The sequence below is a fragment of the Vibrio sp. TMPB1044 genome (genome assembly GCF_030442075.1).
GTDB classification, from domain to species: Bacteria; Pseudomonadota; Gammaproteobacteria; order Enterobacterales; family Vibrionaceae; genus Vibrio; species Vibrio satsumensis.
The window spans coordinates 133,543-152,277 of record NZ_JAUJED010000012.1 but is presented as its reverse complement, the minus strand read 5'-3'; the positions used below and the strand labels follow the sequence as shown (position 1 = coordinate 152,277).

At 40.3% G+C, this 18,735-nt stretch carries 16 protein-coding genes and 2 pseudogenes; 3 read left to right on the top strand and 15 right to left on the bottom strand.

Translation table 11 applies throughout. The features are described from left to right. From QQ041_RS07315 to QQ041_RS07255, 13 genes and pseudogenes are all read right to left on the bottom strand, one after another. Positions 1-1,655, bottom strand: a pseudogene (locus QQ041_RS07315) (hypothetical protein); the annotation flags it as partial. Between the two features lie 457 nt (positions 1,656-2,112). After that, complete coding sequence (locus QQ041_RS07310) at positions 2,113-2,685, bottom strand: hypothetical protein (protein ID WP_285953447.1); 573 nt, start codon at positions 2,683-2,685, stop codon at positions 2,113-2,115. A gap of 5 nt (positions 2,686-2,690) precedes the next feature. Further along, positions 2,691-3,101 carry a hypothetical protein gene (locus QQ041_RS07305; RefSeq protein ID WP_019820957.1) on the bottom strand — a complete coding sequence of 137 codons (411 nt, stop codon included), beginning with the start codon at positions 3,099-3,101 and terminating at the stop codon, positions 2,691-2,693. Next, on the bottom strand, positions 3,085-3,657 hold the full coding sequence (locus QQ041_RS07300) for a hypothetical protein (RefSeq protein ID WP_019820958.1): 573 nt from the start codon (positions 3,655-3,657) through the stop codon (positions 3,085-3,087). Before QQ041_RS07300 ends, QQ041_RS07305 begins: the two co-directional genes overlap by 17 nt. A gap of 35 nt (positions 3,658-3,692) precedes the next feature. Next, positions 3,693-4,421: a type III secretion system protein gene (locus tag QQ041_RS07295; RefSeq protein ID WP_285953446.1), complete on the bottom strand. Its 729-nt coding sequence runs from the start codon at positions 4,419-4,421 to the stop codon at positions 3,693-3,695. Between the two features lie 14 nt (positions 4,422-4,435). Next, entirely contained in the window at positions 4,436-5,914 is a 1,479-nt protein-coding gene (locus tag QQ041_RS07290) for a hypothetical protein (RefSeq protein ID WP_017107236.1), read from the bottom strand. A gap of 131 nt (positions 5,915-6,045) precedes the next feature. Beyond that, entirely contained in the window at positions 6,046-7,218 is a 1,173-nt protein-coding gene (locus QQ041_RS07285) for a hypothetical protein (RefSeq protein WP_285953445.1), read from the bottom strand. Between the two features lie 8 nt (positions 7,219-7,226). Next, a complete protein-coding gene (locus QQ041_RS07280; RefSeq protein ID WP_065105941.1) occupies positions 7,227-8,393 on the bottom strand; it encodes a hypothetical protein in 1,167 nt (388 codons plus the stop codon). Positions 8,394-8,419: 26 nt separating this feature from the next. Beyond that, positions 8,420-8,908, bottom strand: coding sequence for a hypothetical protein (locus QQ041_RS07275; RefSeq protein WP_019820963.1), 489 nt, complete (start codon positions 8,906-8,908; stop codon positions 8,420-8,422). 25 nt (positions 8,909-8,933) lie between these two features. Then, positions 8,934-9,416 (bottom strand): hypothetical protein, encoded by a 483-nt coding sequence (locus QQ041_RS07270; protein WP_285953444.1) that lies wholly within the window; start codon positions 9,414-9,416, stop codon positions 8,934-8,936. After that, positions 9,403-9,948: a hypothetical protein gene (locus QQ041_RS07265; protein WP_019820964.1), complete on the bottom strand. Its 546-nt coding sequence runs from the start codon at positions 9,946-9,948 to the stop codon at positions 9,403-9,405. The genes QQ041_RS07270 and QQ041_RS07265 overlap by 14 nt, the downstream gene beginning before the upstream one ends. Continuing rightward, a complete protein-coding gene (locus tag QQ041_RS07260; RefSeq protein ID WP_019820965.1) occupies positions 9,948-10,196 on the bottom strand; it encodes a hypothetical protein in 249 nt (82 codons plus the stop codon). The genes QQ041_RS07265 and QQ041_RS07260 overlap by 1 nt, the downstream gene beginning before the upstream one ends. Positions 10,197-10,616: 420 nt before the next feature. Next, positions 10,617-11,588, bottom strand: a complete 972-nt coding sequence (locus QQ041_RS07255; RefSeq protein ID WP_065111669.1) for an EAL domain-containing protein — start codon at positions 11,586-11,588, stop codon at positions 10,617-10,619. A 399-nt stretch (positions 11,589-11,987) separates the two neighbouring features. On the opposite strand from QQ041_RS07255, the gene QQ041_RS07250 reads away from it, so the two are divergent. Beyond that, positions 11,988-13,586 (top strand): hypothetical protein, encoded by a 1,599-nt coding sequence (locus tag QQ041_RS07250; protein WP_285953443.1) that lies wholly within the window; start codon positions 11,988-11,990, stop codon positions 13,584-13,586. Positions 13,587-14,226: 640 nt separating this feature from the next. On the opposite strand, the gene QQ041_RS07245 is transcribed toward QQ041_RS07250, so the two are convergent. Together QQ041_RS07245 and QQ041_RS07240 are read right to left on the bottom strand one after the other, a co-directional pair. Continuing rightward, positions 14,227-14,787, bottom strand: a complete 561-nt coding sequence (locus QQ041_RS07245) for a hypothetical protein (protein ID WP_285953442.1) — start codon at positions 14,785-14,787, stop codon at positions 14,227-14,229. A 332-nt stretch (positions 14,788-15,119) separates the two neighbouring features. Then, positions 15,120-16,553, bottom strand: coding sequence for a hypothetical protein (locus QQ041_RS07240; protein WP_019820970.1), 1,434 nt, complete (start codon positions 16,551-16,553; stop codon positions 15,120-15,122). A gap of 404 nt (positions 16,554-16,957) precedes the next feature. On the opposite strand from QQ041_RS07240, the gene QQ041_RS07235 reads away from it, so the two are divergent. Further along, the gene (locus QQ041_RS07235; protein ID WP_285953441.1) at positions 16,958-18,403 is read left to right on the top strand and encodes a hypothetical protein; all 1,446 of its coding nucleotides are present in this window, start codon (positions 16,958-16,960) and stop codon (positions 18,401-18,403) included. A gap of 177 nt (positions 18,404-18,580) precedes the next feature. Then, positions 18,581-18,713: pseudogene (locus tag QQ041_RS07230) on the top strand (IS5/IS1182 family transposase); the annotation flags it as partial. Positions 18,714-18,735: the final 22 nt, after the last annotated feature.

Sequence of the window (18,735 nt, the reverse complement as noted above, 5' to 3'; positions counted from 1 at the left end):
TGTAATTCGATAAAGTCGTCATCACTCAAAGGCTCCGAGGTATCGTTGCGAGATATCAACTCAGCCACCTTGACTTCATTAGTAGTCGACTGTAATTCAATAGAATCGTCATCGCTCAAAGGCTGCGTAGAGCCTTGATTTGACGAAAGTGACACAGAAGGAGTGTTATGTAATCGCTCATTACTGTTGATACTCGAACCCGCATCGGCTTCGTAGTTCTTGCCTCTAATCGGACCTTCAGTGGTTTGCACAGGAGTAAACTGATTCGTTTGTTTCCAACCGCTATTATCTTCACCTTTAACCCAGCCTAAAAAACCGGTTGTCGCAGAACTATCTAAGCTAGTTAAGATCCTATCCGATGTAACAAAATTTTCTTCTTTATATAAATGATGCTTTTCTGTTTCTGGCAGCTTGCCAAGCGCTGGTTCATTTTCAGGTTTTTCTGAACTATGTTGCTCACTCAAACCTGAATTTCCAGAACCTACCGCATGTGTCTCTTCCATCGGTCGAGATGAAATTGTAGAAAGCTGAGCGTCGTTACGATATTTCAGCTCAGCCGTCCTAACCTTTTCAGTTGTAAACTTTAATGCTGTAGAGTCGTCATCATCCAAAGGATCCTGATTACCTTGATTTGACGAAAGTGACACAGGAGGAGCATTATGCGAGCGCTCACCACTGCTGAGGTTCAGACCTGCATCGGCTTCGTAATTCTTGCCTCTAATCGGACCTTCAGTGGTTTGTACAGGGGTAAACTGATTCGTCTGTATCCAACTATCATTTTTTCCGTTTTTAACCCAACCTAGAAAACCGGTCGGAGGTGAAGAAGGTGTCTCAACCTGCTGTTGGTGAATATGCTGTTGATGAGTCGCTACCTTAGTCGGAGTAATAAGGTACGGGTCTGTACGTAAATAAGCGTTCATCCCATCACTGAATGTACAATGAAACAGTTGACTGTTAGCGGAAGGGTCAACCAAAATTTGTTTCACGGCTTGATCTAGGGGCCCAGTCTGTTCAATGTTCGGTGATGGTACTTGGGTTATGTTAGTAACGAAAACAGACAGGTCCTGCTCTTGAACTAAAGTTTCTGAAGCTTGTTCCGAGGTTTGCGTCGCTGCATTTTTCGGCGTGTGTTCTGCGTTGGGCGTGGGTTGATAATCCTCACCAGGGTAGAGATAGATGTTACCATTGATGGTGATGTTATCACTATTAACTTTATTATAGTAGCTGCGGTCGGCCTCTCCCTCACCTTTACCATCATCTTGCTCTGGTTGTGATGCGGGTTCTGGCCTTAAAGGATCGCTGTTAGCGGTCGGATGAGGCGATGTGTTCTCCTGCGGCAACTCTTCTTCAGGCTTTTTATTCTCCTTTTTATCTCCAGTGACAAATTGGCTGCCACCATACATGGTCACACACATAGCATTAATGTAAACCGCAGCAAACACCAAACCAATAGGCCCAGCTAACACGCCCATTGCAATGCCTCCTGTCACACAGGCACCAAGGTGAGCTTTCGCTTTAGTCTTGTCATGATATCGATTAGATTTCCTCTCGACCTTTTTTTTATTGTTGCTATTTTTTTTACAGGATATTTTTTCCTCAGCTTCGCTTTCCTCAGTTTCTGAACTATCAGAAGCAAACGCTGACGTTGCGACCATTAGTCGGTCTGGACTTTCATCACTAAGCACAGTTGTCTGCCGAGGGCTAACTGACGCTATCAGAGACCTATCTCCTCTTAAACTATCAGGCCGACTTTCATCGGTATTGGAGGAGGGCTCAACAACAAGACGGCCAACAGAGGAAGTGGGGGATAACATATTAGAACCTCATTATTTCTAACAATTGAAGAGTCAAACGACGAAGATCATCTTCGCGGACACTAAACTCAGGACAAGTAAAGGCTAAGTAACCGTCAACCCGTATCAAGTAACCACCTAATACCGATTCAAACTGGTTCAGCTGTTCAATCACCTGTTCCGTATTGCAAACATGAACGAGTTGAAAAAACGGCAGAATGGGATAAATAAGATAGTCGGGATACTCACTAAATACCGTCCGTTCACTTTGCTCGAGATTGAGCAAAAATTGCTCGATTAGATTTAACGTGAATTGCATTTATTTGGGGTACACCAGAACCACATCTTCAGAAGACAACGTGGTTAATTCATCACAGCTTAAGTATGTTTCAAATGGAGCCCAGCTAACCGATAACTTAAGATCTGCGGGTAAACGTTGTGGTTTAGGCTGTAAATATTCAGTATCAATATCGAGCAATTCGGCAACCAGATACATGGTTGTTCTGATACGACTACACTTAAAGATACAGGTCATAAGAGAGGGGAAAGCAACCTGATTTTCTTTATCAATAAAACGTACATATTGCACTCCCTCTTTGGCAAGGTTCATTGCCATAAGATAGTCAAGATATTCTTTTTCAAGGTGTTTTACTTCTAGCCCAAGCAAACGCTCAATGTCTTTGACTCTCACATACCCGGTGCCTTCGATACCTAAATGAGTTAGGGTTATTTCGACTAACTCATCAGCAAATTTCGGGGTTAATACCAGTTGACCAAAATCAAGATGAATGGCTTGGTTGTCAAAACAATGCCCCGCGACCGCATTAATCTGCGCCGCCACAGTACTGCTAAGTTGGCGGTAAGGCTTTAAAGATATAATGTCATGATTCATAGGTTTTACCGATTTCGAGAAAGTAGGGCTAATACATCGCGGCTCATCAAATAATCCTTTTCATCCACCCAATCTCTAATTCCTTGAGGTGTTTGGCACACAAAATCATACAATAATTGATAAGTATCTTTAGATGTCATAGTGCTAAAGTCGTGCTCCTGTACTAGTCGTAAAATAAAAGTGATATTGTGGAATTCATTTTCCAGTACTCCGTCAACAACAATGGCTTTGACCGTCGGCTCTGAGTAGTGACGTAAACGTTCAAACCACTCAATCACCGCCTTTTTATCAAGATAGATATCGGTATCAGACAGCCGATTCCAACTCAGTCGTTGTGACTTGTTTTTGATCATTTCATAAGGATCCAGTCCGCTATTTTGGATATCGCAATGGGCAATTCTAGAAGGACTGGTCATCGTTAAGATCTCCGTTAGAATCATTCAAATTTTGTGGTTTTTGTTGGTATCGCCGCTCACGATCGTCATACTTTCGACAGAGTACTAACATTGAAAGTAACCCTTCCAGATAATGCTCATAAGCCACCAACTGTTGCAGTACTTCACTGTCTGCGTCCATTCCCTCGGCCAACGCACCTAATGACTCCAGATACTGAGTCATTTTTTTGCGAATAGAGGAAGGATAAAGATGCTGACATTGATTGGCAGCCTGTAAAATAAATAGCTGCGCCTCGTTAAGCGATTGTTTTTCGGGTAAGCCTTGCGTGAACCCATGCCAATCTCTTAAGGCTTTTAGTTGATAACTGTTCAGCATTTTTGAAAATTGCCGCTGCTGCTGAGGTGTCATCGGCTTACGTCTAATACGAAAAAGGCGATGCTGTTTTTTTGCCCGTTTATCAGCTTGCTTAACATCTCGGACACGCTTCGTCTGACTCTCTTCCCGAGTTTGTTTTGTCGGAGTGATGTCAGAAACACGCTCAGCTTTTTGTGGCATCGAAAACGAGACACTTCGCATAGGCTAAAAAGAGCGGGCGAGCCCGCTCTTGCTCCTTATCGGTTTGTTACCAGACTCGCTCTGGCCACGGAATCAAGTATTTCATTCAATTTGACCGCCTCTTGAGTTAAGTCTTGAATGTATTGATCCAGTTGACCATCGAACTTCTCTTTCAGATCTTTAGTGGCTTGGCTCTCTTCTTGAGTTCTCACTTGTGCAGCATTCTGCATCTCATTGACATTGCCTACCATGCTACCGCCCATCTCACTCATTTGAGATACCGCACGATACTTACCAGTACGCCCCTCTTGTAAACGAGCACTAAAATCATTAACGGTATTCGAATCTAATGATTTCACTGAAGTTGACTTGCCATTGGTCATATCAACAACATGTTTATCTTGAAGGGTTTTAGTTTGCCCCATTCGCACAGTTGCTGCCGTGGATAGTGCCATCGTTGCAACTGAGGCAACCAGTGTAATACCAAACTTACGCTGTGCATCACCACACTTATCTCCGGCAATTTTCATAGCTAGATCACTAGTCGCGACAGCTTCAGTAATACGGTTTTGCATCACCTGAGCACGTAAGCGCTGAGACGATTCAATAATCTCGGCTAGCAAAGCCAAAAGGTCGCTCATCGAAACAGTGCCTGAATTGGCTTTATCTAATGAACTAGAGAAGCTATTCCACTCTTTCTCATTGATCTCTGGGCTGTTTGTTGTGTTCTTACCTTCCTTCAATGTGAAATCCGAAGGCATTGTATTCATCATTACAGTTGTCATATTATTTCTCCGGATTACATAGTGATCGAAATCATCTTGTCATTAAATTCACGATGATCACTGTTGGTTTTGTAAAGAGACTCAAACGCATGAGTCACGGTGCGCATCGCCTGAGAAAGCATGGTTAATATTTGCTGAATGCGAGTTTCTAGCTCTTCTTGTTTAGCTTGAGCAACCTCTAAATCTTTCGAGATATCAGCAGATTTCACACCATAACCGGTACTAACGACAGAAGTCGCATTCGAACTTACTTCCACCACTTGGTTGACCCGCGTAGCTCGAAGTGAAGCTTTCTCACTATTGGTCATCAAGTCTTTAAGTGATTCGACCACATCATCCAACATCTGTTTGGCTTTATTGAGAAGTTGACTTGGTCGCATGGCCTTTATGGTGTTGAGCATGTCAGACATTTTGTCAGTAATTTCGGACAACTTATTTAACATATTGGCTGGGTTAAGGTTTTTCACACTAGCAGCAAAGTCGTCCATTACAGACGAAACTTTATCGACCGCTTTGGTTAGACTAGCTAACTGCTCTTTCAGCGCCGTACCCACCGATTTAACAGCATCAGATGCCGTGTCTAGTGCTTTAATAAAACTCGCTTTCAATTGGTTAAGAGCTTCAAGTGCTTGATTCATGACTTTAGTCACCGTATCAGCCGCTTTTTGCAGAGCTTGTTTGGTCGTATTAACCAATGTCGTTTTAAATGCTTTGAGTGCATCAACTGCGGTATCTAATAACTTAGTCGCTTTAGTCGCACCGTTTGCGGCAGATTTCCCCAGTAGAGCAGCCAATTTAGCTGGGTTCATATTGGCTAAAATACTACGTAAGCTCATCATTGCATCAACAGCACGGTCAACCACACTGGCAGCTTTTGCTGCCGCAGTTGCCGCTGTTTTGGCTATGTTTTTCACCAACTGAGCAGGGTTAAAGCTAAGCAGCATACCGACAAGACCAATGCCGATCTCCAACCCCATTTTAACTTTTTCCCGAGTTTCCTCAGGAACACCTGCCGCTTTCATTATTTCATCTGCGATCTTAGGAATAACAATCGCCGCAACCATGGTTCCAATCATAATTGCCGACATCACTGGGTTAAACGGTGCAATCACAATCGCAGCGATAAAACCAAGCGCCATACCCAACTTGCCCCAAAAGCTTTGTTTCTTGTCTGCTTTTTTCTGTTCTTCGATTTGGCTTTCACGATCTTTCAGTTGGCTAATCTGAGACTCTTTCTGCACTTCAATCAGTGATTTCTTTGCCTCTGAGTTTTCTTTGCCCGTACCTGAAACGGCATTCGCGACTTCTTTCATCTGTGCTTCAACCAAACGCCACAAAGCGCTAAGTGAAACAGAACTACCAGGAAGTGGCTGGTTCGGCGAGGCCGACTCCACAGCAGAGCTTTGAGCAGACGTGCTCTGCTCACTCTTGCTTTGATCCTCTACAGCACTGACATAGGCCGGAGCTGAGATGGTATTCATGAATGTACTCATGTATTTTCCCTTCATGTATTAGGCCGGGAATAAGCATCCCTCAGGCTTGCTCTACTCTCGATGGACGAGCGACATGTCCCCAGCAATATCATGTCCTTTTATGCTGTTCTTTAGCTGGCGTTGTAAGACAATCAAATATTGCGTGCAATCGCCATTTGTTCATCACGGCATATTGAAAGCCAGTATTTGAGAGTTTGCTGAAGCATTTTGACCTGGTCGCCGATACGATTGATTTCCTCGATTTCTTCGTCGGTTAATTCTCGAGGTGGAAACTGAGTATAAAGCGCAACTAAGTCGCTGTTATCAATGCCATTTCCCATCCAATCAATTTGGTCGCCATAGGTGTACCCATCCTGGACCTGCCAGGTCGAATTAGCACATAAATATGTGAGCGCTGTATAAGGCTGCCCAAGTTGATCAAGACCAAACGTCCTTGCGATATAAGCATCAATATCATCGAGAGAACCTGTTAAAATGAGTTCCACTTCTTCTTGTGTCATTTGCGGATTATTTTGCAGCACTTCACTGAGAACAAATAAGCGTAACATCGGGCTCAGGTCGTCGGATGTACCATTAGCCCACCAACCATAATCATCGTAGTAGTTATCATTGATTTGTTTATAAAGGGCATCTGAACCTCCAGCCCCCTCCAAATCAGTCATTACCTGGTTCAGCAGTGAGCCTTCGGGCATCGTCGCGTTATCCATGATCCCTTTATAAAGTTTCTTGGTCACCGCTGCTAATTTCTCAGGAGTATCGTAATTGGACTCATGCAGACCATGGCTACCACTGCCAGTGCTCTCCAAAATATGGCTAATATCAGTCTTGTTTGCGGCATACCAACTTTCTAGCCCATACTGTTCTGGGTGAATCATGATATCCATAAGGGCAATCTGAAAAAGGTCTTCCATCTCTTCAGGTTGAATTCCACCTTCTTCTAAGTCTGCTAGCATCAACCAAAGCGCCGACTCAAACATGTCAACGCCACCATTAGTCCAACCTTGAATCAATTCCAGTTGCTTACCATACGCCTCTATACTCTGTGCAAGCGCAATAGCAATCGCCTGTTCGGGATTACCACTGACCATGGTAACAACCACTTGCTTTTGTTGAGCAGCGATCATCGCTAATGTTTCAGCGCTGGCTGGCTGCATATCGGACTCCAAGATAGCAGTGTCGGTTTGGTTCAACTTCGCTTGCGCGTTATCAATCGCCGCAAGTCGAGCTTCAATATCTTGCGTAACTATCGTCTTGTCTGGAGAAGAATTTGGTATCGAAATACCACTTAGGTTACTAACATTCATCGTATTACCTATATATTGCGCGCAATCGCCATTTGTTCATCACGGCATATTGAAAGCCAGTATTTGAGGGTCTGCTGGAGCATTTTGACCTGATCACCGATTCTGTTGATCTCTTCAACGTCTTCATCGGTTAATTCTCTTGGAGGAAAGTCGTTGTACATATGCTCAAAATATTCTGAACCTAGACCTCGCCCTTCCCAGTCGATAACCTGATGTCCATTTTGTGTCACTTCTCTCCAGCCATCATGGGCAGGGTCATTCTGGTAACCGTCATTCTCGAAAATATAATCAATCGCCGACGCATAACTAGTATTGGTTTGAATAAAGACATCCAATGTACCGATAGGAGCCGTAAGAAACATTTCAATCGTCGATTGTTCAACCTTTGGATTGGTCGTGAGATAGCCAGCCATAAGAGCCATTCGTAACATCGGAGAGAGCCCTGCACTGCTTGGATATCCAGAATCACAAACAAACCCACCAGTATTGTTGAAGTTGTTTCTGTACTGGCTTTGTAAAGCAGAGACCCCACCACAGTTGTCATTCATGTAAATCAAAATATCGTGACAGAGGCTGTCTTGTGGCGCGTTGTTCATCATATAGTTAAAAACATTCTGACAATTATTGGCAAACGCGGCGCCATCCCAGCTTTCATGATAGCCATGAGAACCTGATCCAGTACTTTCTAAGAAATGCCTCATCTGCTCGTCCATTGCTGGGCCATAACCGTGGGACATGAAGTCCATGATCGCGAGCTGGAATAAATCTTCTAAGGCATAACCAGATGTTTCACCGCTTGTTTTTATACCGTCAAACATCACTGCCATCGCACTCTCAAACATAGCCAGTCCTCCATTGGTCCAGCCTTGTATAACCGACAATTGCTTGCCGTATTTCTCAATACTCTGTGCCAATGCCATTGCAATTGCCTGTTCAGGGTTACCACCAACCATAGCCATGACCACTTGCTTTTGTTGAGCAGCGATCATGGCTAATGTTTCAGCGCTGGCAGGCTGTTTTACCAAGGTCGCGATACTGACATCGGCTTTATTAAGCTCAGCCTCCGCTTTATTGATTAATTCTATCTGAGCGACGGATTGTGCCAATGTCTCTGGAGAGAGTTCATCGTCAATGTGGTCTAAATTAGAGAGACTATTGGTGGTACTTGTTATCACTGTCCATTCCTCGGCATAATTAGCAATTAAGACAAATAGGGTTTTAACTGTTTCTGTAAATACTCGAAACGCTGTGAATAAAATTCGTTAAGGTGATCTGATTTAACGATAATCAGAGTTGCAGCCGACTGAATATATTCTTTCAACTTGTAATGACAGAGAGAAATATTAAGGATGGTTTCATCCAAATCATTAGTCGGGTATGTCTTCAAGACACTTAATACATCCAAAGCTTTTTTGAACTGCCCCTTTTCCAAATAAATAGCAGCTAAACAACCGGGCCCACGATGGTCATAAGGATTTAATGCGCAGTAGGCAGAAAATATTATTTCCGCTTCTTTAAACTGGAACTTATTATAAAACTCAACACCCAATTCAAAGACAGACTTTAATTGAGTTGTTGTGATTTTCTTTGATTTTCGCAATTTGGCCAACTCATGCTCAACCATTTTCCCGTCGAGCAATGAAAAGAATTCATCTCCCGCTTTTCCAAATTCAATCTTTTTATTTTTCACTTTTTTTCAATCCTGCTTGAATACATCAATCTACTTCCGGTTTATCAAATAATGGGGCCAAGACTTGATTAACAACATCACATAGCCGATAGGTGCTCGTGATAGTTAAGGGTTGTGATGGGAGATCGACTCTTAAACGTATCGACCACACCACAGCCAGGCGGTTATCGTATTGGGCGAGCATCATTAAGCCGAGTTGCTGGTTACTTAATTCTTGTGGGATATGCTGAATGCCAACGGCATCAGACCAAAGGTACAACTTCTGTCCTAGTAATTTTCGAACTTGTACCAACGACCAACCTTCCCTATTCTGGCGATGCTTTTGGTATTCAATTAGTAACCCAAGAGTCGCCACGACTTTTCTAACCTCGCCAAGATTACTTGATAGACATCGCTGACTATCCTTGTCCGTTAAGTTAGTCAAAACAGAAAAAGAGGCTGGACAAAGTAAACGTTGAGTTAGGCAATAATGCAGCAGCTTCTGATGACGCTTTTTATACGTTTTCATTACCCGCCATTTGTACAAAGTAACTTATAGTCAATGTATCTTGCTCAGCCACTAATCCTTTAAGAAATCGTTCGATATTACTTTTCTTATTAGAATCCATTTCTTGTAAACTCATGATTAGCACCGATACTCGTTTGTTTTTCTCTCCGCTCACTACTACACTCGCTCGTAAAACATTAGGAATCACGCTCAGCTTGTTATAGATTTCACGGCTTTCAAGTAAATTGCTTTTTACTACCTCTAATTTACTCAAGCTAGCAAACTTTGATTCGAGCAAATCGTTGAGATCTTCACGCTGAAAATAGAAATTAAACTGACTCAGTAATTCTCGCGCCTTAGGTTCGTTAGGCTTGTCCACGTAAACTAGATAACTTTCCTTGTTTCTCTCTAATGTTGCTGGTAATTGTTGTTGGCCTAATAAGACAACAACCTTATTGGCAATATCAGCGGATTCAAAACTAGCAATTTGGGCTGAGCCCTGTTCATTACACCCGGTCAGTATGATCAATAACAAACACCACAGTTTTTTCATTACTGTGCCTTCATCACTTCATTAATTGCATTTGCTGACTTAGAAGCAATTTTTGTTACAGTTTCTTGATACATACTGTAGTGAAATACAGACTGTTGCAGAGCGAGCGTATCTTGAACAGTGATAGTTTGACCTCCTGCATTAATACGGTCGAGATTGTCAAGAATCTCCTGAAAACCCTCTCCGATATTATTAAAAGTATCTTCCATAACGGAAGGCTGAATGTTTTCGATCGTTAAGCCGGGCATATCAACTCCTACGAGCAATAGGTTTAAAAGATAAGATAAATTTGATTTCGATATTAATAACTCTTTAAAAAAACGCTAATGGGTTATTTTGAATCATTATGAAAAACAAATTCATTTAAAACTTACAATCATAAATTTAAGACTAACTAGATAAATCACACCACTCACCGCTGAATATTTGTGAATTTATCTAAAGGCCAATAGCGCTCACCTAGTGACGCCTTCTCTACCCCTAGGCTAAAAATACTTTACATGTAGGTATTAGGGATGAATTTGAACCTATATTGCTTAATATATACTCGAAAAATAAGCCTGAATTTAGATGGTAAAAGGTGAAATTCCACATGTAAGCAAATTAAAACGGTTAAGGCTATCGTTTGGACCAAAGGTCAATCGCAACCTATGATCTTTGTTAGTTTTCTATCTATCGATAAGATCTGAGGTTAGAAGTGAGTTAAGGGCTGGTGGTTTCAATCCGAGTCTACTTGTTTTCGAAGGCGACTGGGAATAAAAATTAGATGACGAAATCATTTCAATTTCATTTAAAGGCAAAGGCTTAGAGAAGTAATAACCTTGTAGTTTATTTACACCACTCCTGATTAAATAGTCGGCTTGCTCTTTTGTTTCGACCCCTTCAGCTACAGTAATTACACCTAAACGATCGCCTAACTCAATGATCATATTTAACACGGCAGGATTGGTAGTTTTCAAACCTACTTTATCAATGAAGCATTTATCTATTTTTAAATAGTCAAATTCTATATTCTGAATCATTGATAAAGATGTATGTCCAGTACCAAAATCGTCAACAGCAAACTTAAGACCATAATCTCTAAGTAGATCGATAGACGCTACTCCTTCAGGCTCAAGAGCTTGACGCTCTGTAATTTCAGCAATAAGACCAATACCAAGCTTTCTAAACTGTTCTGTGTAATGCTTGAGTTTTTTTACTCTCTCAACACTACCTAAATATGATGGCGGGATATTCACACCAAGAGATAAGATCGACAGTGTATTAGACCGCTGCAATTCTTCCAAGGTTAATTCTAAAACATAGTCAGTAAGGTCATTAATGATTCCTCTTTCTTCAGCCAAAGGGATAAATTCATCTGGTGAGATTATACCTAGTGTTGGGTGCTTCCAACGAATCAAAGCTTCTAGGCTTTCAATATTTCGGCCATATCCATTGACAATGGGTTGATAGACAATAAAAAATTCTTTCTTGTTCAACCCTTCTTTCATATCTAAAACGAAACTCTCTCTTCGATCACTAATTTTCGATATAAATCGAACATATGGCAACATCACCACCAATAAAACAACCGTATATACTAAGCCAACAAATACAATTTCATATACAAAGAACTGTCTCATCTCTAGAAGTAAAGTCATATAGTCTCAATTTAGTGTTATTACAATTATGGTTAAAAATTAACTTATAATTATTAATGATTAGGTTTTTATGTCTTCAGAATGTAACCACTCGGACCATGAAGTAACGTTACGTTTTTAAACGCTCTACTCGCTCTTAATCTTCATCGCTGCGTTCATCACTTTTATCACTTTTATCACTAAGTGCAAGACTCTCAAAGAGATAAGACTAGATTATTTTTGAAAAAAAATGACCACTTCAACTCTATTAATCAGACAGGAAACTAAAAATAGATCCATCTTATATTTCGTACTTTATGGGATGGATTCTTGTGATGAATATTTCACAAATAATCTCTCGATTTGACCGCTAGTAGAGAAGATATTGAGCGATGTGACTATCAACTATGGTACTAAAACATGCGTTCTAATATTCTGAATCTAACACCACAACCCAATACCCTCGAAAGCTCTAAACAACCGAATAGACAAAGCAATGACTCTCTTAGCGTTAAACAAATAAGCTCCGTGCCTGAGCGAGACGTAATGAAACTCATCAATACAATTACGAGCCTGTACAGCCAAGCTCAGGTCAAAAAGGAGGACATATCAAGATTAACGCTCCAACTGGATAGGCTACTAAATCAACAAGAAGCTTCCTTCGTAAGACAAACAACTGATTCCAATTCATCAGCACAACAACTCACATCTAAAAGCCCAGAATCAACTTCACAATTAAAGATGGACAGTCACAAGGCTCAAGGGAATATGGAGATGCCGAGAACGAATCTACTTAAAGAAATTCAGGCTTTTCGTGGTCGAAATGGATTACAAAAAAAACAAAGCAGCGGTAAGACGGAAATGGCGGTACCGGCTCAAACAGCATCAACATCACAGCATTTAGCAAATACAGTTCCACTAAAAACGGGAAAGAGTTTACCTAGTATTGACAGCTTACAAGACAAACAGCAAACCACCCAAGCTGCACCACCACCGCCCCCCCCTCCGCCGCCGCCAGCTTCGTTTTCCGGTAAAGCGATACCCACTTCTACATCTCCCACAGATTCAAGCAAAATGTTCGAGCAGATTCGACAGTTTGGCGGAACCAAAGGCTTAAAAGCACTTAATCAGGGGGCCAATACAAACCAGCCAGTAAAGAGTAACCCAGAATTATCTCAAGGCCAGAAACTCATCTTCGAAGAGCCAGAGAACGTATTAAGCCAGTATCAAACCTTAACCAATGACGATAAAGACCTAGTAGCAAGATTCATTAGCCAGGCTATCATCCATTCAGTAGATCTAGATGTTCTAGGGCAGCTGAATAATAACATTGGTGATCTGCGTGCAGATCAAGTGACGCAGGCTCACATCGATAAAATGCCAGACTACTGCCAGTCATTTTTCAATGTAATTAAACCTTATACCAAAGATACCGAATCAGCCCCGCTATTCAGCCATTCGATGTTTAAGAAATCGGATGTCATCGCCGGAAACTACCAACCAGTAAACATAGATGAAGAGATGACGAAAGGTGATGAGATGAGCAACGCAAATTCATCCCCTTCGCAATGGTTAACGGTAAGAGAGGGCCTAAGTAAAATGCAGAAACAGCTATCGATTACATCAAGAAAGCGTTATGACAATGGATCTGTTGCATCAACGACCGAAAAAACAAGTGAGGTATTCGCTAAAGCTCAACAAGCTAGTTTAGCTCTGATCAACGATTCAACTCGTACCGACTTATTGAGCAAAGATTATCAGAGCCAAGTCACTGGCTCTTTCAAGAACATCGATACTTTTAGTGGATTTCTAGCTAATCTAGATAAATCAGCGGCCCATAAACTCGAATCAGAGTTTCGCCAAGCAATTCAAAACCCAGAAAAGCTAGAAGAGAGCATTACTGACTTTCTTAAACAAAGATTACCTACGGGCTTTAAAGAATTTACCTATCAATCCATCAACGAAGAGAACCAGCGTTTAAAAGCCGAGCTTGCACTGTTAAAAAAGGGGAATCTATAATCACCGTAAATAGCACGATTTAGACTTAAACGGTGCTAAAACTGCTTACTCGAAACCTATTTAAGTGAGCAGTTTTTCTAAAAATAGAACCTTACAATAAAGTAGGCCCCCTATTTCTTAGGGATATAGCGAGTTTCAGATGAAAGTGCTATACCTCATCTCGAAGTACCCTACTTATTGACATCTCCATTCCGCACATCTAATTCGCTTAATTTTTTATCATTTGAATATCCGTATATGTAGACGCAAGCTACAAGGCACCATTAGGTTTGTCATTATCAGTTAACCTCGAAAACGATTCTAGTATCATTATTATATTTGGGGGTTACGATCTTGGAATAAAGGATTAAGCCAAGATAAATGAATCTTGGGAAAGGTTTTTAGTGAGAATATTAAGTAGAGTTTGAGAACCGGAACCAGCGCTATTTTTAAAGAGGCATTGAAATATCCATATTGAGTAATTTGAGTGCAATGAGCCAACTACCATGAGAAAACCAGGAAGTTGGCCCATCGATTGAAGGACACTTATATTTAGGATATCAACTCGACATGCCCTTCATTTACAAGCATTCCCATTGCTTGAAAAATCTGCTTTATACGTATTCAATGCCATATTTGATAAGATAAGTACACACGCACTTTACTTAGTCATCTCTAAGTCTGCCGAAAACCTCAGTCCACTTCGCTTTCCGATAAACCCGTGGCGTTCATACAACTTCTCTATTTCTCGTTCCATAAATTGAGTTAATGTCTTATCTCGTAGTTTTATCTTAGGCGTCTCATCCAAAGTCACTTTTGTTTTATTTTCAAATACATCCTTTACTATTATACCTACAAGTTCTTTTATGTAAGAAATAGTCGGTGTTTTGAGGTTGTTAGTTGAGATAACTTGATCGATCTGCTTGTCAAACTGCTCATAGGCGGACTCTATCAGTTCATTTCGGTCAGATTTACTCAGTACTCTAACCTTTTCATCTCTATCAATTATACGAGCCAAATAAGTACGAAGCGCCCCGGAGTTCATTAAACAAGTTATATTTGTTGCCCTCTTAAAAATATCTGTGATTTCCTCTTTTTTTGCTTTTATTAAGTCAGCATCTTGAGTTTCGATAGCTTTATTTTGTAAATAAATATTAATCTCTGAAGCTCCGCAAAAAGAGACATGATTATAAAGAGTCTCATAATGTGTAGTGCCTTTCATTGAAAGGGGAGCCTTTGATTTATCTAGTCATTTTTTTATAGCGGTATCTATCACTTTTTGATAAACCCTTTTAACTTTAAAATTAGAATCGGAATCCACTTTATTATCTGATTGGTGGCAGATAAAAGGTGTTGATTTTAAAACTTTTGTAGAATACATAAAAAAACCCATTAAATAACGAATCATTAATTATTAATATATTTAAATATAAATCATGGGGTTATTTAAGAAAAATACGGCAGGTATAATCATAGCGCCGACTCCAGCCATTTTAATAACAAGCGATATAAATATGAAAAAATCACAACTCTGTCAGGGAATTTCACCCCCTATCACTCGTTCGTAAATAATCGCTTGTAAACTTTGTCACCAAATTCGTCTGCTTTCAAATCACTGTAACCTCCTATATCGTTAAACTGTAGCTTTGTCTCACCGTCAGAGATCCCCTCTGACGCAGCCATGATCTCGAAATATGAGTGGTGACTTTTAGGAGGTAATAGATTCGCCATACAGATAATTCTTGCTTCATTAAGTGTAGGTAGTTTTTCTAGTTTTCTAGTTGCTGCTATCAGCTGCTTCTCAGTCGCTGATTGGTTGTTTCTTATCGATATGTAATAATGACGTAAATTAGCAAAGGCATTCAAGAACTTAACTGTATGACCACTCATGCCTGATATCAAAGGTCGGTTATTATCTATTGCCAATGTCACCATATGTTCTACCTCAGGGACTCCTTTCTGAGAACGTCTCAAAATATTTGAATTTTCCCCCGCATCATGACGCCTAATCCCATCGACAGTTTCATCTAACATAAGGTCATGGGTAAACTCACTTGTGCTTTTATAAAACCCTATCCCTTGAAGAAAGTCACTTTTCAGTTCCGGAGAAGTCTCAAACTTTGCTTTCACCTTCTCTTCAGACTCACCCGATAATTTAATCACTCTAGCTTGCCACTTCTTAGGTAGCTTTTCCCATTTATCAATTCTGTTGGGGTTAACGTCATACCACTGATGATATGATGTTCCACCAAATGCACGATTATCAGCAGTTACAGTATTAAAATAGTTTGAACGTCGCTGTTTCATCGCTTCACTAAATTCCTCTTGGGCTACTGTTTTTCGCCCAAGATAATCGTAAGGACCAAATGGCTCAGCACCAACAGTTTTGTGAAGTTCGCAGCTCACCTCACTTAAATATTCACGCTTTGAAAGTCCGTGATCTGCCGCTTGCTGAGCCAATGTTTTAATATCGTAAACACCACTATCTAAATAGTAATCCTCTAAAGCCAAAAACACTGAGTCCAGTGACAGAATACCTTTCAAAAGCTCGTTAGCCCCACCTATTTTATAAGCTTTTTTTACTATGCTTTCTTTATTTTCTCGCACAATATGTTCGAAATTCACACCAAAACCATCTTTTCCTATATCGATAGCTTTCTGTGTTAGTTGTTTACCTAAGTCACTATCAATAAGTATTTTACCGAGCTTCTGCTCAATTTTTTTATTCTGATTTAGCAGGCTTAGATCTGGATAGTTAAGAGACGATAAGTCCGAATCTTGAGCTTCTCTCAGAACCGGATTGGACTGGAACTCCGATATACTGAGTTTTCTTTCTGTGCTAATGGGATTAGAGAAAGATTTGGCTAATGGAAAGTCTTCCTTCATCGTATTACTGACTTGTCTTACTTTAACTTTTGGCTCTGATTCATCTTTTTTATTACTCATCACTGATGTAGAACTTAAAAGTGAAATATTTCTTTTAAACATAAATTACTCCTCTTATATTCGCTCTATCATTACCAATCAAAAAACAAACAATTACAACAACCAAGTAGATTAATTCAAATAAAATTAAACAATTTCATTCAGAAAAAGATGACACTAAGGGGTCACTCTAAAATTGCATTTAAATATCATAATTTTTCGCTGATAACCTCTCTGTTGTTCCCCCTCCTCCTCTCTACAGCTAAGCATCCAAAACCCTGAACGTACTGGCAAAAACATGAAAACAAAAAAACTCATGATTTATTAACGATATAAAAAACATCATAAAAAATTCAATTCATACTTTAATATTAATTTTCACGTAATTAGTAACCTATTATCACTGGAGAACTGGGAATACTTGCCTTAACGTAGTTATACTTAAATTTCTACTTGAAGGTCTAACCATGCTAAACGTTCAACGAACCAATACAAACGTATCTGAATTTAAAAATACAGATACCAATCGAGTACTAAGCTCTGCTAAAGGGATTTCCCTTTCAGATGCAAAGAAGCAAGTTCTAACAAGTGCAAAAATGTTTGAGGCGGGAGTTAGTATGAATATACTGAATCAACCTTCTTCTGCCGGAACTCAAATTGATAACCATGCGAAGAGTTTGTCCGATGTTTTAAAAAAAATATCTAGCGACGGAACGAACCATACCGTTGTGTTCAACAACAAAGAAATGCCCCTTACCGAGTTGTTTGAAAAGCAATTTTCTCCTATGAGCAGTAACTCCGACCAAATTGGTCGCCAACCAAAAGAGTCTAAAGAGCCGCTGAAAAATTGGCTAATCCGCGAATTGAATATCCCTACAGGTGAAAAAAATCACGCCAGCATGCTTACCAAGATAAAAGCCATAAGTACATTTGGCACCACTGTTTGGCAGTTACTAAATCCACCGGAAGGCAATGATCATAAAGACTTTAGCAAAAATCAGAGAAAAAATTCCGACGCTCTCAGTTCAATCCTAGGTAAAGATGTATTCCCTTTATTCAAAGAGTTTTCTCAAAAAACGAGAACAAAAGTATTTGATGACTCGTTAACTCGAGCCAGATCGGAACGTATGCCAATGATAAGAGATGAAAACGGCGTATTAAAAGCTGTGGATGGAAAGTACGAAGATGCCGCAAAGTATGGCTTGGGGTTCGGCCAAGTCGTTCAAAAAGTAAACGATGAAAACTCTTTAGAGCAACATAAGCTGTTAGACGCACTCAACGGCAACAAGAATATAAATGGTATCCCGCGTGAGAACGCTCCTATACAAGACTTAACCAGACCATACATGATGTCTGAAAGCGAGATGGCATCAATGCCACAAAGCTATAAAAATCTGGGACTTAGTGATGGTATGACGCGTCATAAACTCCATCATGGTACGGGAATCAACCGCTGGCAGCCATATGGTATGCATGCACTTGAAAGCTCTTATAAAGGTAAACCATATGCAGGTGCACAATCAGGTGGGACCTGTGACATACTATTAGCAGCTACCATATTGTCCGGCGAATCCATGTACGGAAAAACAGACAAAGTAATGCCACTTACTCTTGGAGCTGCGGCATTCATGAATTATGGTGGATACCATACATTCAATGAAGTAGTACCAATTGGTGAGGCAATGAGTCACGGAAAACCCTTTGTACCTTCGAACAAAAGCGCTCTCCAAAAGTCAGATTTATACGACCGCGTCCAAGCCCATACAAAGAAACACCTTAAGCCGATGACCTTCAACGTGATCTCATCTTACAAAAACGTTCATAACGACATCGTCGACCAACTTAAGAAAGAACATAAATCACTATCTTTAGATATCAATGACTTAAGCGATACTATTTATTACACTAAATAGAACAACACTCAATAACAATAACATGTCTTAATCATGGTCATGTTATTGTTTTCAAACTTACTAACTACATTAGAGCATAGCTGTAATTAAACACTTGAAAACCTTCCCATATAAGTTCATTCCCCGTTACTACAATTTGACACAACCTTGTTCAACCATACCTCCCAATGACCAGACTTATTTTCAATGTCGCTGAGAGGTCTACAAGGGTTCATCAATACTATTTTTAAGCGTGCTCAGGTACCGTTGTCATGTCCTCATTATTCATACGAAGCAAAACGATCTTAATTCCATTAAGACCAAGACTAAATGAGTAACCCAGTATTTAAGCC

Bases quoted from the DNA above. Each gene is read 5' to 3' on its own strand.
- QQ041_RS07310 (WP_285953447.1), bottom strand. From the start codon at position 2,685: ATGAATCATGACATTATATCTTTAAAGCCTTACCGCCAACTTAGCAGT.
- QQ041_RS07305 (WP_019820957.1), bottom strand. From the start codon at position 3,101: ATGACCAGTCCTTCTAGAATTGCCCATTGCGATATCCAAAATAGCGGA.
- QQ041_RS07300 (WP_019820958.1), bottom strand. From the start codon at position 3,657: ATGCGAAGTGTCTCGTTTTCGATGCCACAAAAAGCTGAGCGTGTTTCT.
- QQ041_RS07295 (WP_285953446.1), bottom strand. From the start codon at position 4,421: ATGACAACTGTAATGATGAATACAATGCCTTCGGATTTCACATTGAAG.
- QQ041_RS07290 (WP_017107236.1), bottom strand. From the start codon at position 5,914: ATGAGTACATTCATGAATACCATCTCAGCTCCGGCCTATGTCAGTGCT.
- QQ041_RS07285 (WP_285953445.1), bottom strand. From the start codon at position 7,218: ATGAATGTTAGTAACCTAAGTGGTATTTCGATACCAAATTCTTCTCCA.
- QQ041_RS07270 (WP_285953444.1), bottom strand. From the start codon at position 9,416: ATGAAAACGTATAAAAAGCGTCATCAGAAGCTGCTGCATTATTGCCTA.
- QQ041_RS07265 (WP_019820964.1), bottom strand. From the start codon at position 9,948: ATGAAAAAACTGTGGTGTTTGTTATTGATCATACTGACCGGGTGTAAT.
- QQ041_RS07260 (WP_019820965.1), bottom strand. From the start codon at position 10,196: ATGCCCGGCTTAACGATCGAAAACATTCAGCCTTCCGTTATGGAAGAT.
- QQ041_RS07255 (WP_065111669.1), bottom strand. From the start codon at position 11,588: ATGACTTTACTTCTAGAGATGAGACAGTTCTTTGTATATGAAATTGTA.
- QQ041_RS07250 (WP_285953443.1), top strand. From the start codon at position 11,988: ATGCGTTCTAATATTCTGAATCTAACACCACAACCCAATACCCTCGAA.
- QQ041_RS07245 (WP_285953442.1), bottom strand. From the start codon at position 14,787: ATGAAAGGCACTACACATTATGAGACTCTTTATAATCATGTCTCTTTT.
- QQ041_RS07240 (WP_019820970.1), bottom strand. From the start codon at position 16,553: ATGTTTAAAAGAAATATTTCACTTTTAAGTTCTACATCAGTGATGAGT.
- QQ041_RS07235 (WP_285953441.1), top strand. From the start codon at position 16,958: ATGCTAAACGTTCAACGAACCAATACAAACGTATCTGAATTTAAAAAT.